Source organism: Kitasatospora sp. NPDC001683 (genome assembly GCF_053596495.1).
This window is the reverse complement of the sequence record NZ_JBSFGK010000139.1, coordinates 1-14,702: the sequence shown is the minus strand read 5'-3', so window position 1 is coordinate 14,702 and position 14,702 is coordinate 1. Positions and strand designations below refer to the sequence as shown.

The 14,702-nt window shown below is 73.0% G+C and carries 14 protein-coding genes and 3 tRNA genes; 8 read left to right on the top strand and 9 right to left on the bottom strand.

All coding sequences use genetic code 11. From position 1 onward, the window contains the following. Positions 1-110 precede the first annotated feature (110 nt). Positions 111-1,373 (top strand): beta-ketoacyl-ACP synthase II, encoded by a 1,263-nt coding sequence (gene fabF / locus ACWCYO_RS37785; RefSeq protein ID WP_270147091.1) that lies wholly within the window; start codon positions 111-113, stop codon positions 1,371-1,373. 64 nt (positions 1,374-1,437) lie between these two features. On the opposite strand, the gene ACWCYO_RS37780 is transcribed toward fabF, so the two are convergent. Then, positions 1,438-1,932 carry a DUF3145 domain-containing protein gene (locus tag ACWCYO_RS37780; RefSeq protein ID WP_270147090.1) on the bottom strand — a complete coding sequence of 165 codons (495 nt, stop codon included), beginning with the start codon at positions 1,930-1,932 and terminating at the stop codon, positions 1,438-1,440. 352 nt (positions 1,933-2,284) lie between these two features. After that, positions 2,285-3,310, bottom strand: coding sequence for an NADP-dependent oxidoreductase (locus ACWCYO_RS37775; protein ID WP_270147089.1), 1,026 nt, complete (start codon positions 3,308-3,310; stop codon positions 2,285-2,287). Positions 3,311-3,416: 106 nt separating this feature from the next. Between ACWCYO_RS37775 and ACWCYO_RS37770 the strand changes: the two genes are divergently transcribed. Beyond that, entirely contained in the window at positions 3,417-3,881 is a 465-nt protein-coding gene (locus ACWCYO_RS37770; RefSeq protein ID WP_270147088.1) for a MarR family winged helix-turn-helix transcriptional regulator, read from the top strand. 119 nt (positions 3,882-4,000) lie between these two features. After that, on the top strand, positions 4,001-5,494 hold the full coding sequence (locus ACWCYO_RS37765) for an LCP family protein (RefSeq protein WP_449786734.1): 1,494 nt from the start codon (positions 4,001-4,003) through the stop codon (positions 5,492-5,494). A gap of 4 nt (positions 5,495-5,498) precedes the next feature. Here the strand turns inward: ACWCYO_RS37765 and ACWCYO_RS37760 are convergent, their stop codons facing one another. The 5 genes from ACWCYO_RS37760 to ACWCYO_RS37740 all read right to left on the bottom strand — a co-directional run bounded on the left by ACWCYO_RS37760 (position 5,499) and on the right by ACWCYO_RS37740 (position 8,716). Then, positions 5,499-6,410, bottom strand: a complete 912-nt coding sequence (locus ACWCYO_RS37760) for a 1-aminocyclopropane-1-carboxylate deaminase/D-cysteine desulfhydrase (RefSeq protein ID WP_449786733.1) — start codon at positions 6,408-6,410, stop codon at positions 5,499-5,501. Between the two features lie 84 nt (positions 6,411-6,494). Next, on the bottom strand, positions 6,495-7,124 hold the full coding sequence (locus ACWCYO_RS37755; protein WP_270147085.1) for a GOLPH3/VPS74 family protein: 630 nt from the start codon (positions 7,122-7,124) through the stop codon (positions 6,495-6,497). Between the two features lie 42 nt (positions 7,125-7,166). After that, entirely contained in the window at positions 7,167-7,400 is a 234-nt protein-coding gene (locus tag ACWCYO_RS37750) for a hypothetical protein (RefSeq protein ID WP_270147084.1), read from the bottom strand. Between the two features lie 4 nt (positions 7,401-7,404). Beyond that, positions 7,405-8,352 (bottom strand): SPFH domain-containing protein, encoded by a 948-nt coding sequence (locus ACWCYO_RS37745; protein ID WP_449786732.1) that lies wholly within the window; start codon positions 8,350-8,352, stop codon positions 7,405-7,407. A gap of 290 nt (positions 8,353-8,642) precedes the next feature. Then, positions 8,643-8,716 (bottom strand) — tRNA-Ile (locus ACWCYO_RS37740). Between the two features lie 191 nt (positions 8,717-8,907). On the opposite strand from ACWCYO_RS37740, the gene ACWCYO_RS37735 reads away from it, so the two are divergent. Together ACWCYO_RS37735 and ACWCYO_RS37730 are read left to right on the top strand one after the other, a co-directional pair. After that, positions 8,908-9,756 (top strand): trypsin-like serine peptidase, encoded by an 849-nt coding sequence (locus ACWCYO_RS37735; protein WP_270147082.1) that lies wholly within the window; start codon positions 8,908-8,910, stop codon positions 9,754-9,756. Positions 9,757-9,873: 117 nt separating this feature from the next. Beyond that, positions 9,874-10,623, top strand: a complete 750-nt coding sequence (locus ACWCYO_RS37730; protein ID WP_270147081.1) for a trypsin-like serine peptidase — start codon at positions 9,874-9,876, stop codon at positions 10,621-10,623. A gap of 157 nt (positions 10,624-10,780) precedes the next feature. Here ACWCYO_RS37730 and ACWCYO_RS37725 read toward each other — a convergent pair. Then, a tRNA-Asn gene (locus tag ACWCYO_RS37725) sits at positions 10,781-10,853 on the bottom strand. 63 nt (positions 10,854-10,916) lie between these two features. Continuing rightward, positions 10,917-10,989 (bottom strand) — tRNA-Asn (locus tag ACWCYO_RS37720). A 239-nt stretch (positions 10,990-11,228) separates the two neighbouring features. On the opposite strand from ACWCYO_RS37720, the gene ACWCYO_RS37715 reads away from it, so the two are divergent. The 3 genes from ACWCYO_RS37715 to ACWCYO_RS37705 all read left to right on the top strand — a co-directional run bounded on the left by ACWCYO_RS37715 (position 11,229) and on the right by ACWCYO_RS37705 (position 14,600). Beyond that, a complete protein-coding gene (locus ACWCYO_RS37715) occupies positions 11,229-11,525 on the top strand; it encodes a hypothetical protein (protein WP_405000832.1) in 297 nt (98 codons plus the stop codon). A gap of 107 nt (positions 11,526-11,632) precedes the next feature. Continuing rightward, on the top strand, positions 11,633-13,069 hold the full coding sequence (locus ACWCYO_RS37710) for an FGGY family carbohydrate kinase (protein WP_270147079.1): 1,437 nt from the start codon (positions 11,633-11,635) through the stop codon (positions 13,067-13,069). Between the two features lie 127 nt (positions 13,070-13,196). Continuing rightward, positions 13,197-14,600: a glutamate decarboxylase gene (locus ACWCYO_RS37705; RefSeq protein ID WP_270147078.1), complete on the top strand. Its 1,404-nt coding sequence runs from the start codon at positions 13,197-13,199 to the stop codon at positions 14,598-14,600. Positions 14,601-14,702: the final 102 nt, after the last annotated feature.

Sequence of the window (14,702 nt, the reverse complement as noted above, 5' to 3'; positions counted from 1 at the left end):
ATCGGGCCGGCCCCGACCCTGCTGCCACGGATGGCGTTGCCACTTGCCACGGTCTGACTCCCTGCGTGCTGGTGCGCCGACCCCGCACGAACGTGAAAGAAGAGAAACCAGTGACCGCTGAGAACCGAACCGTGGTCGTCACGGGTATCGGCGCCTTCACGCCGCTGGGCGGCGACGCCGCCACCACCTGGGAGAACCTGATCGCCGGGCGCTCCGGAGTGGCGGCCCTGACCGAGGAGTGGGCCGAGGACCTGCCGGTCCGGATCGCCGCGCGCACCGCGGTCGAGCCGGGCGAGATCCTGCCCCGGCCGCTGGCCCGGAAGCTGGACCGCTCCGCCCAGTTCGCGCTGATCGCCGCCCGCGAGGCCTGGTCCGACGCCGGCTTCGAGACCCCGGCCACCGACGAGTCCTCCAAGCTCGCCCCCGAGCGCCTGGGCGCCGTGATCGCCTCCGGCATCGGCGGCGTGACCACCCTGCTCGACCAGTACGACGTGCTGAAGGACAAGGGCGCCCGCAAGGTCTCGCCGCACACCGTCCCGATGCTGATGCCCAACTCCCCGGCGGCCAACGTCGGTCTGGAGGTCGGCGCCCGCGCCGGCGTGCACACCCCGGTCTCCGCCTGCGCCTCCGGCGCCGAGGCGATCGGCTACGCGATCGAGATGATCCGCAGCGGCCGCGCCGACGTCGTGGTGGCCGGCGGCACCGAGGCGGCGATCCACCCGCTGCCGATCGCCGCGTTCGCCAACATGATGGCGATGTCCAAGAACAACGACGACCCCGAGCGCGCCTCGCGTCCGTACGACAAGGCCCGCGACGGCTTCGTGCTGGGCGAGGGCGCCGGCGTGGTCGTGCTGGAGTCGCTGGAGCACGCGGAGGCCCGGGGCGCCCGGATCTACTGCGAGGCGATCGGCCAGGGACTGTCCTCGGACGCCCACCACATCGCCCAGCCGGAGCCGACCGGCGCCGGCGTGGCCCGCGCGCTGGCCGACCTGTTCGACCGCAACGAGCTGGACAAGGCCGAGATCGTGCACGTCAACGCGCACGCCACCTCGACCCCGCAGGGCGACACCGCCGAGCTGAAGGCGCTGCGCAAGGAGCTGGGCGAGGACCTCGACCACATCCTGGTCTCGGCCACCAAGTCGATGACCGGTCACCTGCTGGGCGGCGCCGGCGGCATCGAGACCGTCGCCACCGTGCAGGCGCTGTACCACCGGATCGCCCCGCCGACCATCAACGTCGAGGAGCTGGACGACGAGGTGGACGCGAAGATCGTGACCGAGGCCACCCCGCTGCCCGAGGGCCGGATCGCCGCGCTGAACAACTCGTTCGGCTTCGGCGGCCACAACGTGGTGCTGGCCTTCCGCACCCGCTGACGCCCACACCGAAGGGGCCGGCGCTCTCCGTGAGCGCCGGCCCCTTCGTCGTGCCTTCGGCCGGTCAGACCACCTGGTGCAGCCAGCGCACCGGGGCGCCCTCGCCCGCGTAGCGGAACGGCTCCAGTTCGTCGTCCCAGGGCTTGCCCAGCAGCCGGGAGATCTCGGCCTCCAGGTCGGCCCCCTCGCTGCGGGCCCGCAGCAGGACGGCCCGCAGCCGGTCCTCGGGGATCAGGATGTCGCCGTGGATGCCCGTGACGGCGTGGAAGATGCCGAGCGTGGGCGTGCTGCTGTACCGCTCCCCCTCCGCCGTGGCGCAGGGCTCGCTGGTCACCTCGTACCGCATGAGCTGCCAACCGCGCAGCGCGGAGGCGAGCTTCGAGGCGGTGCCGGGCTCCCCCTGCCAGGAGAGCTCGGCACGCCAGTGCCCGGGTGCGGCCGGCTGGCGGATCCAGTCCAGGCTCACCCGCACACCGAGCACCCCCGCGACGGCCCACTCGACGTGCGGGCACAGCGCGCGGGGCGCGGAGTGGATGTAGAGAACTCCACGTGTCGTCACCGGGACCTCCAGGCTGTGGACGAGGGTCGCCTTCCCCAGCTGCCTCGTGCCTGCAGTTGATCCGCAGTTACTCACGTTAGCCGACATTAAGCTACTAAATTGAGCAAAACGGACAGGCTTTCGCTCAATGCTAGTCGAATCCACAACGTGGTCTACCCCTCGGCCGGATCTCTCCCCCGAACGGCCCCATCGCCAGGCGGGACCACCGTACCGCGCGGCGCCGCACGATGGATGACACACTTTCGGATCCGGCCGGAATGCGGTAGTGCGGCCGGACCCTCTGCGCCGTGCACGCGAACCGCCCCGCGCGCCCGATGGGGGCGGCGGGGCGCTCCGATCTCCTGACGGAGGGTCAGCCGTCCAGGCGGACGACCATCTTGCCGGTGTTGACGCCGCGCAGCAGGTCGATGAACGCCTCGGCGGCGTTCTCGAAGCCGTCCACCACGGTCTCCTCGGTGCGCAGGGCACCGGACTTCAGCCAACCGGCCACCTCGGTGACGAACTGCGGCTGCAGGGCGGCGTGGTCGCGCACCAGCATGCCCTCCAGGCGCAGCCGCTTGCCGATCGCCATCGCCAGGTTGCGCGGGGCGGCGGGCGCGGTGGTCTCGTTGTACTGGGCGATCGCGCCGCAGAGCACCGCGCGGCCGTGCACGCCGAGGGCACCGATCGCGGCCTCCAGGTGGTCGCCGCCGACGTTGTCGAAGTAGAGGTCGATGCCCTCCGGGGCAGCCTTGGCGAGCTGCTCGGCGACCGGGGCGTCCTTGTAGTTGAAGGCGGCGTCGAAGCCGTACTCGTCGACCAGCTTGGCGACCTTCTCCGCCGAGCCGGCCGAACCGACCACCAGCGAGGCGCCCTTGAGCCGGGCGATCTGGCCGACCAGCGAACCGACCGCGCCGGCCGCGCCGGAGACGAAGACCTTGTCGCCCTCCTTGAGGCCGCCGACCGCGAGCAGTCCGGCGTAGGCGGTCAGGCCGGGCATGCCGAGCACGCCGAGGTAGGCGGAGAGCGGGGCGGCCTCCGGGTCGACCTTGACCGCGTGCTTGGCGTCCAGGGTGGCGTACTCGCGCCAGCCGAGCCCGTGCAGCACGGCGTCGCCCGGGGCGAAGCCCTCCGCCTCGGAGGCGACCACGTAGCCGACGGCGCCGCCGTCCATGGCCTGGCCCAGCTGGAACGGGGGAACGTACGACTTCACGTCGTTCATCCGGCCGCGCATGTAGGGGTCCACCGAGAGGTGGGTGTTGCGGACCAGGATCTCGCCCGGGCCCGGGGTCCGGACCGGGGCCTCGACCAGGGCGAAGTCGGTGGGCACCGGCCAGCCCTGGGGGCGGGCGGCGAGGTGCCATTCACGGGCGGTGGCGGGGGCGGCCTGCTCTGCCATGGTGGTGCTCCTTGGTGGGGGTTTCCACAGGTGAAAGGTTGAGGAACTGAAGTAACGATGGGCATGAAAGGTTCATGTTGTCAACTTTTCAGGTAGACTCTGGGGCATGGACACTCAGCCGAGCGAGGTCGCCACGCCGCAGTCCGACGAGATCACCCGTGAGGTCGTCGACCTGATGGCCAACCTGGTCGCACTCTTCCACCGCGAGTACGAGGAGGCCGCCGCCGCCCGCTCGCTCACCGGCGCCCAGGCCAAGGTGCTCGCCCTGCTGCGGCGCGGCCCGCTGCCCATGCGCCACATCGCCCAGACCCTCAGCTGCGAACCCTCCAACATCACCGGCATCGTCGACCGGCTGGAGGCCCGCGGCTTCGTGACCCGGGAGGCCGACCGGCAGGACCGCCGGGTCAAGCTGGTCGCCGCCACCGAGACCGGCGCGGCCGCCTCCGAGGAGCTGCGCGAGTCGCTCAACTTCGCCCGCGAGCCGCTCGCCGCGCTCGGCCCGGAGGAGCGGACGGTGCTGCGGGACCTGCTCCGGCGGATGCTCACCGGCGCCTCCGGCCCGGGTGCGTGACCAACATCACAGCGGCGCGGGTCGATTCCCCTCCCGCCCGGGGGTAACCGAACAGCCTTCCGGAACGTCTAACGTTCGAACGTCGAACGCGAGAAACCTGAAGACGGGGGGCACGGAGGATGAGCAGCAGCACGCGCCGGCGCCGCTACCTGCGGACCGCCATCGGCCTGGCCGCCGTTCTGGTGCTGTCGGTCGTGGGAGCCGGAGCCTGGTTCTACCACCGGCTGGACAACAACATCACCACCTTCGACGCGGGCGGCGTCGCCACCGAGCGCCCGCCCGCCCCCGTCCCGGTCACCCCCGGCGCCCAGGTGCCGGTCAACGTGCTGCTGCTGGGCTCGGACACCCGGGACGACGGCAACAACGCGCTGGGCGGCGGCGACGAGGGCGTCGGCAACTCGGACACCGCGATCCTGGTGCACATCTACGCCGACCACAAGCACGCCGTCGGCGTCTCGATCCCCCGCGACACCCTGGTCACCATCCCGTCCTGCAAGCTGGCGGACGGCACCTGGAGCAAGCCCCGCAACGACCAGATGTTCAACTCCGCGTTCAGCCTCGGCGAGCTCCCCAAGGGCAACCCGGCCTGCACCCAGAACACCGTGGAGGCGCTCACCGGTCTGCGGGTCGACCACACCATCGTGGTCGACTTCAAGGGCGCCGCCGCGATGACCGACGCCATCGGCGGCGTGGAGGCCTGCGTGCCCAACGACGTCAACGAGTACGGCATCCAGCTCAAGAAGGGGCTGCAGAAGCTCTCCGGGAAGTCCGCGGTGGACTACCTGCGGGCCCGCCACGGCATCGGCGACAACTCCGACATAGGCCGGATGAAGCGCCAGCAGGCCTTCCTCTCCTCGATGATCAAGAAGGTCCAGGACCAGGGCTTCTCGCTGCCCACCCTGCTGCCGCTGGCCGACGCCGCCACCAAGTCGCTCACCGTGGACGAGGGACTCGGCACCGCGATGAAGCTGGTGGACTTCGCCCGCTCGGTGGAGGACGTCAAGCTCTCCGACGTCACCTTCGTGACCGCCCCCTGGCGCTTCGCCGGGGACCGGGTGCGGCTGGTCCAGCCGGACGCCGACGAGCTGTGGAAGCTGCTGCGGGAGGACCGCACCCTGGACGGGCGGAGCACCGCCGGCACCGGCGCGGCCACCGCCTCCGCCTCGCCCAGTGCCACCCCCAGCGCGAACGCGCCGCTGACCCCCGACCAGGCCGCGGCCCCGATCACCGTGGTCAACGGCGTCGGCACCGCCGGACTGGCCGGCTCCGGCGCCGAGACGCTCAAGGGGCGCGGCTTCCAGAACGTCGTACTCGGCGCCAACGACCCCGGCAAGCAGCACACCGAGGTCTCCTACGCCCCGGCCCTGAAGACCACCGCCGACCAGGTCGCGGCGCTCTTCCCCGGCGCCCGCGCGGTCGAGGAGCCGGGCTCGGGCGGGATCACCGTCACCCTCGGCGCCGACTACCGGGCCGCCGGCACCCAGCTGAACTCGGTCTCCTCGCCCTCGGCGACGCCGACCGGCGGTACGCCCAGCGGGATCCCGACCGGCATAGCGGAGAACACCCGGGGCGCCGACACCGACCCGTGCGCCGACCTGACCTTCGGATCCTGATCGATCACTCCGGGTCCGGTAGGCCGGTGACCACGGCAGTCAGGCGGGTGCCGCGCGGGAAGGCGCCCGCCCCGGCCAGGTCGGCCAGGGCGGCGAGCAGCTTGGCGACGTACCGGCGCTCCACCGGGATGCCGTGGCGGCGCTCGAACTCCCCCGCGAAGGCGGCCAGTTCGGGCGGGACCTTGCCGTAGCCGCCGCCGTGGTGGGCGTGGTCGATCCGCCAGTTGTCGAACTCGCGCCCGAACCCGGCCCGGTGCAGCCGGGCGACCTCCGCCTCCAGGTAGCCCTCGCCGCCGCGCAGCACGGCCACCCCGAGCGCCCGCGCGCCCCGCGGCAGACCCGCCGCGATGCCGGCCAGGGTGCCGCCGGTGCCGACCGGGCAGCAGACCACGTCGCGCCCGTCCAGGTCGGTCAGTTCGGCCGGGACCGCCGCCGCGCCGACCGCCGCCAGCGCGTTGGAGCCGCCCTCCGGGAGCACCAGGCAGGGGCCCCAGCGGCGCTGCAGGGCCTGCGGACCGTACTCGCCCGGCACCCGACCGGTGGCCTCCCGGTAGGCGGCCCTGGTGAGGAACTCCAGCCGCATCCCGGAGCGTTCGGCGGCCCGCAGCGACCAGTTGCGCGGCCGGTCGGCCAGTTCCTCGCCGCGCACCAGCCCGACACTCTCCAGCCCGAGCGCCCCGGCGGCGGCCGCCACCGCCCGCAGGTGGGTCGAGTAGGCCCCGCCGAAGGTCAGCAGCCGGGTGTGGCCGTGCTCGACGGCGGCGGCCAGGTTGGGCGCGAGCTTGCGCCACTTGTTGCCGGGGACGCTCGGGTGCAGCAGGTCGTCCCGCTTGAGCCGCAGCTCCACCCCGGCCCGGGCGAAGACCTCGTCGGTGCAGTCCACCAGCGGGGTCGGCAGCAGGGCGGGTTCGAGCACCCGGCCAGCTTACGGGCCGCCGACAGCGCGGAGCCCGGCCGCCTGCTCGGCGACCGGGCCGGGGTCCGAGCGCCGGGGAGGCTGTCAGCCCGCCCCTCCGTCCGCGCTCTGCGCGTTGATGGCCCGCCGCAGGGCGCGCGGGACGGGACCGGCGGCGGGTGCCAGCTTGTCGATCCGGGTGCGGAACTCGCGGCGCTGGCGCCACGTCAGGACCGAGCCCAGCCGGGCGGCGTCGACCAACGCGACCAGGGCCGCGTCCGCCGGGTCGACCCGGCTGAGCGGACCGCTCAGCGCCGATGTGATGCTCTCGGTCAGCGCCTTGCGCACCCGGGGCTCCGGAAGGGTGACCCGCGCGACCGGGAAGAGCCCGAGCACCCGGTGCTCCTCGACCCGGATCCGGCCGGCGGCCGCGAGCCCGTCGCGGACCACTCGCGCCGACATCCGCTGGCGTCCGATCCAGCTCTTCCAGCTGCGCCGCCGCCCTTGGCTGATCTGCTCCAGCAGCGCGGCGGAGAGCGGGTCGAGGCCGTCGGCCGTGCCGCCGACGGCGGCCGGGTGCCGGCCGTCGTCGCGGATCAGTCCGCGGCGGAGGAGTTCGGTGAGCGCCGCCGCCCGCAGGACCAGGTCGAGGTTGTTCGTGTGGGTGAGCCGCCCGCGCTGCGGGTCGTAGGCGAGCAGGTAGAGCTTCTCGGGCAGATTGACGGGCAGGTCCATCTCGGTCTCTCCGAAAGATCCGTGGCGCCCGGTTCGCCGCGGTCAGTCCTCGTCGGAACCGCCGCTCTCCGGGCTCTCCTTGGGCGGTCGGCCGCGCCGGGGAAGCCCGGCCGCACCACTGGGCATCCGGCCGGCGTCGGTGAGGGCGCGGCGGAGCACGAACTCGATCTGGGCGTTGGTGCTGCGCAGCTCGTCCGCCGCCCACCTGGCCAGCGCGTCGTGAACTGAAGGGTCCAGTCGCAGCAGGAGCTTCTTCCGTTCCGTCGCCAACGCCACGCCCTTACTGGTAGAGGGAGCCCGTGTTCACGACGGGCTGGGTGCCCCGGTCGCCGCACAGCACCACCAGGAGGTTGCTCACCATGGCGGCCTTGCGCTCCTCGTCCAACTCCACCACGTCCCGCTCGGCGAGCCGGTCCAGCGCCTCCTCGACCATACCGACGGCCCCCTCGACGATCAGCCGCCGGGCGGCCACCACGGCCCCGGCCTGCTGCCGCTGGAGCATCACCTGGGCGACCTCGGGCGCGTAGGCGAGCCGGGTGATCCGGGACTCGATGACCCGCACACCGGCCGAGGCCACCCGGGCGGCGATCTCGGCGGAGAGCTTGCGGGCGACCTCGTCCGCGCCGTCGCGCAGCGACAACTGCCCCTCGTGGTGGGCGTCGTACGGGTAGCTGGTGGCGATGTGCCGCACGGCCGTCTCGGTCTGGATGGCGACGAAGTCGACGTAGTCGTCCACCTCGAACACCGCCATCGCGGTGTCCTCGACCTGCCAGACCACCACGGCGGCCATCTCGATCGGGTTGCCGTCCGCGTCGTTGACCTTGGTGGTCTCGGTCTCGTGGTTGCGGATCCGGGTGGAGATCCGGCGTCGGCTGGTGAACGGGTTCACCCAGGTCAGGCCCGCGGCCCGGATGGTGCCGCGGTAGCGCCCGAGCAGCTGGACCACCCGGGCCTCACCGGGCGAGACGACCGTCAGCCCGCACAACAGCAGCAGCGAGCCGAGCACCACCAGCGGCCCGAGGACCACCAGCGGGACCCCCAACCCCTTGCTGCCGCCGCTGATCTGGACCCCTCCGGCGATCAGCACCCCGAACCCGACGAGCACGCCGAGCAGCGCCCCACCGAGCACCGGCAGCCCGGCGGCGCCGACGATGACCCGTTCGGTGATCTTCGGAGCCGGCAGTTCGATGACAGGGCCGTCCTCGACGGCGAAACGCGGTGTGGTCATGGGACCGTCCCCCCAGTGCGAGTGTCTGCTTGAGCTGTCAAAGTGATATCACTTTTTCCGCGCAAGACGCCAGGGGCCGGCACGCGATCGGTTCACAGGGGGTCCCCGGGGGGCGAAAGGCGGCCACCGAAGGCCATCGGAGCCGGATGCCACCGGGCGGGTGAATTCCGGCGCGCCACGGGCCGGGAGAAGTGGGCCGGGCTCTAGACTTCCGTCGTCACGGGCGGTGAAACTCCAGCTCAGGAGCCGTCCGTGGACTGTCGTACGACACTCGTCACGCGTCGCAGAGGTGGGGCGGGTGGGACTCGAACCCACGACCAAGGGATTATGAGTCCCCTGCTCTAACCGGCTGAGCTACCGCCCCGGTTCCGCCGCGCGCGCCGGTTCACGGCCACGGCAGCAGCAGACGGCCCCGCGAGGCCGTCCCGGGCAGCATAGCCGGTCGATCACCCGTGGTGCGCGCCGGGGGCGCAGCTGAGTGCGCGAGGCTGTGCGCCCCTCCGGGCGGTGGAGCCCGGGTGGCGGTCGAGGGGCCCGACAGGGCAGCCTGGGCTGATGACGATGCGTGGGACGGGAGCGGCGGCCGGGGTACTCGCGCTGGCGCTCGCGGCGGCGGGCTGCACGACCGCGGCGCGGCCCGGCAGCGTCGCCCCGACGGTCACCTCGGCACCGCCGACCACCACCGCGAACAGCCACGGCTGGAGCAAGCAACGCTTCAAGAGGGCGCTGAGCCGGCAAACCGGGGTCACCCGCACCGCCAAGCCCACCGTGCTCAACGGCCTGGTCGGCGCGGTGTTCACGCGCAACGCGGACGGCGACCACTTCTGCACCGCCAGTGTGGTGGACAGCGCCGGGCTCAACCTCATCGTCACCGCCGCGCACTGCGTCTGGGACCCGAAGATCGGCCGGCGCAGCGACCTGGTCTTCGTCCCCGGCTACCGCAACGGCGACACCCCGAGCGGCGTCTGGCCGCTGCTGGCGGTCACCGTGGACGACGGCTGGAAGGACCACGCCGACCCGGACGCGGACGTCGCCTTCGCCGTCGTCCAGGCCCAGAACGGCCAGCAGGTGCAACAGGTGCTCGGCGCCAACAAGCTGGGCGTCAACCGCGGTTACCAGCTCCCGGTGCGGGTCACCGGCTACCCGGGCAGCAGCGACGTCCCGATCACCTGCGCCAACACCACCTCCGAGCAGAGCGCCACCCAGCTGCGGATCGACTGCCCCGACTACACCGGCGGCACCAGCGGCAGCCCGTGGGTCACCGACTTCGACCCGGCCACCAGGACCGGCACCGTGGTGGGCGTGATCGGCGGCTACCAGGAGGGCGGCTACAGCCCGAACACCTCGTACAGCAGCTACTTCGGCGACCGGGTCCAGGCCCTCTACGACCGGGCCACCGGCTGACGGAGCCCGATCGAACACCCGGCAGTGGCGCTGCCGGGCACGGCCTGGTAGATCTTCCTCACGAACGGCGGAACGCACGGCCCGGATGCCCGCCCCGAGGAACGAGACGGAGCGCCGATGGCCCCCCGCCCGGTGCCGCCCCCGCGCGCGGCCGGAGCGACCGCGCTGGCCGCCCTGCTGCTGACCGCCGGCACCGCGTGCGGCGGCGGTTCGGACCACCCGCCGAACGCCGAGGTCGCCCAGCAGAGCCCGGCCCGCGACCGGATCGGCACCCTGTCCATCCACAGCGCGCAGGGCTCCCGGGCCTGTACGGCGAGCGTGGTGCACAGCCCCGGGCGCAACCTGCTGGTCACCGCCGCGCACTGCGTGCAGAACCAGCGGGTCGGCCTGCTGGACGGCCTGGTGTTCACCCCCGGCTACCGCAACGGGTACTCCCCGTACGGGAGTTGGCAGGTGCAGTCGATCACCGTCGACCCGCACTGGGCCTCGGACGACGACCCCGACTACGACGTGGCCTTCGTCACGGTCAGCCCGACCGACGGCCGGCAGGTCGAGGACGCGGTCGGCGGCAACCCACTGGGCACCGGCCGGGGCGTCGGGCTGGCGGTCTCGGTGACCGGCTACCCCAACGAGAGCGACGAGCCGATCACCTGCTCGGTCCGCACCAGCTCGCAGAGCGCCACCCAGGAGCGCTTCGACTGCGGCGGCTACACCGACGGCACCAGCGGCAGCCCGTGGGTCACCGGTGACGGCACGGTGGTCGGCGTGATCGGCGGCTACCAGGAGGGCGGGGACACCCCGGGCACCTCGTACAGCGTCGCCTTCGACCAGCGGGTCGCCGACCTCTACCGGAAGGCGACCACCTGAGCTCCGCCTCGCCGGCGGCTCCCGGCAGCGGACGCCGGCGGCGGGGGCCTGCGGAGCGACGGGGTGACGCACACGACACCGGCCCGGACAACACGAAGGCCCCCCGGTCGTCCGAGGGGCCTTCGCTCTGAGCAGTCACCGGGCAGACCCGGCGCAGCTCCCGCAATTGGACTCGAACCAATAACCTGCCGGTTAACAGCCGGCTGCTCTGCCAATTGAGCTATGCGGGATCGCGGTACTCAACTTCCGTACCACGCACAGGAGTCACACCACCGAAGGGCACTTCTCCTGAGCTCCCCCAATTGGACTCGAACCAATAACCTGCCGATTAACAGTCGGCTGCTCTGCCAATTGAGCTATGGGGGATCGGCTTCCGCCTCGGCTCCCGTTCCCCGGGCTCCTCGGCGCTCGCTGCGGGACATACATTAGCGCACTCGGGGGGGTGGTCCGCCAATCGCTTTCCCCGGCCGCCCCGGACCACCGGTCCGGCGTGCCCCGCGCGCGCCCCGGACGCCAGCCGGGGATGCTGGGGGCGCGGACGGTTCGCCGTCCCGAGCAACGGGTAGGGCAATGCGGCAGAAGGCCGCCAGGAGAGGGTGGGTCCGATCATGTGGAAGCTGTCGTTGGCCGTGGGTTTCGCGGCCGGCTACGTCCTCGGCTCGCGGGCCGGGCGCCAGCGCTACGAACAGATCACCAAGGTCACCCGGCAGATCGCCCAGAACCCCGCGGTCCAGGGGGCGGCCGAGCGGGCGCGGCAGCAGGCCGGCGCGGTGGCCGGGAAGGCGGTCGGCGCCGTCGCCGACCGGGTCGGGGACCGACTGCCGAACGCCGTCACCGACCGGGTCCCGTACTTCAGCCGGTCCCGGGCCGAGGACGACGGCTGGGGTACCTTCCGCCCGTGACGGGGCGGTGACGCCGGGGTCAAGCGGACCCCGACGAGGGGTCCCGAACCGGCAACGGCTCACCCGGCCCGGACGCGTACCGGGCCGGGCTGAGGCATGATCTCGACATGGCCATCGTCGCGGGGATAGACAGCTCGACCAGCCGCACCAGGATCGTCGCGTGCGACACCGACACCGGCGCCGTCCTTCGCTCCGGCAAGGCTCCGCACCCCGTCCCCGACGACCAGGACCTGCGCCCCGGCGAGGCCGACCCGCAGGTGTGGCTGCACTCGCTCGGCGACGCCGCGGCCGGCGGCCTGCTGGAGGGCGTCCGGGCGATCGGCGTCAGCGCGCAGCAGCACGGCATGATCGGCCTGGACGCGGGCGGGGTGCTGGTCCGGCCCGCGATGCTCTGGAACGACCCGCGCTCCAGCGGCGCCGCCGCCAAACTGCTGGAGGCCCTCGGCGGACCGGCCGCCTGGACCGCCGCGATCGGCGCGGTGCCCGGCCCGACGTACACCATCGCCAAGCTGCGCTGGCTGGCCGAGTTCGAGCCGGCCAACGCCCGCCGGGTCGCCGAGGTGCTGCTGCCGCACGACTGGCTGGTCTGGCAGCTGCTCGGCCACCCCAAGCGCCGCACCACCGACCGCGGCGACGCCTCCGGCACCGGCTACTGGTCCCCGATCACCGGCGAGTACCGGCAGGACCTGGTCGAGCTGGCGCTCGGCCACGAGCTTAGGCTGCCGGACGTGCTCGGCCCCGCCGAACCCGCCGGGCACACCCCCGAGGGCCTGCTGATCTCGGCCGGCACCGGCGACAACATGGCCGCCGCCCTGGGCCTCGGCCTCGGCCCGGGCGACGCGGTGGTCTCGCTCGGCAGCGCCGGGACGATCTTCGCGGTGCACGAGCAGGCCGTGGTGGACGCCACCGGGCTGGTCTCCTCCTTCGCCGACGCGAGCGGCCGCCACCTGCCGATGGTCGCCACCCTCAACGCCGCCCAGGTGCTGCGCTCCACCGCCGCCATGCTCGGCGTGGACCTGGAGGGACTGAGCGACCTCGCCCTGCACTCCTCCCCCGGCGCGTACGGCCTGGTGCTGCTCCCCTACCTGGACGGCGAGCGCACCCCCGCGCTGCCGCACGCCGCCGGCACCCTGACCGGCCTGCGGGTCGAGGCGATGACCCCGCAACACCTGGCCCGGGCCGCCGTCGAGGGCATGCTGTGCAACATCGCCGACGCGCTGGACGTACTGCGCGCCCAGGGCGTCGAGATCAAGCGGGTGTTCCTGCTCGGCGCGGCCGGCCGGCTGCCCGCCGTGCGGCACGCCGCCCCGATGCTGTTCGGCGTCCCGGTCGTGGTGCCGCCGCCCGGCGCCCACGCCGCCCGCGGCGCCGCCCGGCAGGCCGCCTGGGCGCTGGCCGGCACCGCCGAGCCGCCGCAGTGGGAGCTGCCGGACGCCGAGACGGTCGAGCCGGAGGGCGAGCAGGACCTGGCGATCGGTTCGGCGGTGCGCCAGCAGTACCGCGCCGCCCGGGACCAGATCCACCCGGAGGCGGCCGCCGCGTAGCGGAGGGTCGGCCGGTGTGTGCCGGAGACGGCAGCGGCCGGTGTCCGTCGGTGAAGATGCGTCACCCCACGCCCGGTGGCAGCGTGGGTCGGGACACGGCCACCGAGGCGAAGGGCGGCAGCATCCCATGGCCCTGCACAAGGGGACCGGCAGCGACCGCCGGCTGAGCGTCAGTCCGTTCGTCGGCATCACCGACCCGCTGGGCGCGATGGAGCTCGCCCCGCCGGTGCACCGGCTCGGCGAGGGCGCGGTCGCCGCCGACACCGCGTACCAGCTGATCCACGACGAGCTGATGCTGGACGGCAGCGCCAAGCTCAACCTGGCGACCTTCGTCACCACCTCGATGGAGGTGCAGGCCATCCGGCTGATGACCGAGTGCCTGGACAAGAACATGATCGACAAGGACGAGTACCCGCAGACCGCCGAGCTGGAGCGGCGCTGCGTGGCCATCCTCGCCGACCTCTGGCACGCCCCCGACCCGGACACCGCGGTCGGCTGCTCCACCACCGGCTCCAGCGAGGCCTGCATGCTGGCCGGCATGGCGCTCAAGCGCCGCTGGATGCGCCGCAACCCCGAGCGCTACGCGGCCGGGGCCCGGCCCAACCTGGTGATGGGCGTCAACGTGCAGGTGTGCTGGGACAAGTTCTGCAACTTCTGGGAGATCGAGGCCCGCACCGCGCCGATGGAGGGCGAGCGCTTCCACCTCGGCGCCGAGCAGGCGGCCGCGCTGTGCGACGAGAACACCATCGGCGTGGTCGGCGTCCTCGGCTCGACCTTCGACGGGTCGTACGAGCCGATCGCGGAGATCTGCGCGGCCCTGGACGAGCTCCAGGAGCGCACCGGCCTGGACGTCCCGGTGCACGTGGACGGCGCCTCCGGCGGCATGGTGGCGCCCTTCCTCGACCCGGACCTGGTCTGGGACTTCCGGCTCCCCCGGGTGCAGTCGATCAACACCTCCGGCCACAAGTACGGCCTGGTCTACCCCGGCGTCGGCTGGGCGCTGTGGCGGGACCGGGAGGCGCTGCCCGAGGAACTGGTCTTCCGGGTCAACTACCTGGGCGGCGAGATGCCGACCTTCGCGCTCAACTTCTCCCGGCCCGGCGCACAGGTCGCGGCGCAGTACTACGTCTTCCTGCGGCTCGGCCGGGCCGGCTTCCGGGCCGTCCAGGGCGCCTGCCGGGAGGTCGCCACCTACCTCGCCGGGGAGATCGGGAAGCTGGACTGCTTCCGGCTGCTGACCCGCGGCGACCAGCTCCCGGTGTTCGCCTTCACCACCACCGAGGACGTGACCTTCGACGTGTTCGACGTCTCGCGGCGGCTGCGCGAGCGCGGCTGGCAGGTGCCCGCGTACACCTTCCCGGCGAACCGGGAGGACCTGTCGGTGATCCGGGTGGTCTGTCGCAACGCCTTCTCCCGGGACCTCGCCGACCTGCTGCTGGCCGACCTCCACCGGCTGCTGCCGGAGCTGCGGCGCCAGCCCGTCCCGCTCAAGGAGCTGGGGGTGCCGGCCAGCGCGGGCTTCCACCACTGAAGCGCGGCTCGGACGAGGAACCGCTCGGAAACGCCACGGCGGGAGGGCTGACCATCGCCGAGGCCGCCACCCTCGCCGGCCTGGTCCAGAACCCGTCGCAGT